Consider the following 676-nt stretch of genomic DNA (forward strand, 5'->3'; position numbering starts at 1 on the left):
CATAGTCTATCCAAAGGTTCTTTTCCGTGTCCACCTTGAAACTCGGATGAGTTTCCTCCCTGAGTGGTGAGCGATACATGACATAGGTAGATGTTTTACGGACAGGCCTAATGCCTTTCCTTTCGAGATATTCCACGATGGAATATCGTTTGATTAGTGATAAATCTTCTTTTTTCATTGTTTTGATACTTTAATGGGTTGAATGATAATTATTTATGCTTGTCTGTTTTATGGTTTTACCGTTTCCAAAGTTTTTCCCCTCCAAACTTTTTCATCTTTCTTCTTACTACATACTATTCTGTGATAAGTGATTGATAATCAGTATTACTTTGTAGTATAAGACAATACTACACATTTTACTACATTTGGCTACTACAAGTTTGAAGGAGCGGGCATGGCAAGATTTTCCTAATCTTGTAGACATAGATGGGGCTACCACCGTTTCTTCGTTTGCTCACCTTTATGTATCCTGCTTTCTTCAAGGCTTCGCCCATACGCTTGGCAACAAGTGGCTGGTGGGTATAAATACCCAAATAGGTGAGTATCTCCGTAGTGGTCATTAACGAATAGTTTTCATCTTCCGCTGGTTTCTCGAAGCAACGCAACAAGAGCTCCATTTCTGCAGTCTGTACCTGAAAGTCTTCACTCTCCCTGTATAGTTCGGCAATCTCTTCAT

At 39.5% G+C, this 676-nt stretch carries 1 pseudogene; it reads right to left on the reverse strand.

From position 1 onward, the window contains the following. Positions 1-359: 359 nt before the first annotated feature. Positions 360-676: pseudogene (locus HMPREF2983_RS08095) on the reverse strand (DUF3874 domain-containing protein); the annotation flags it as partial.

This window comes from Prevotella sp. HMSC077E09, assembly GCF_001814685.1.
Lineage (GTDB): Bacteria > Bacteroidota > Bacteroidia > Bacteroidales > Bacteroidaceae > Prevotella > Prevotella oris.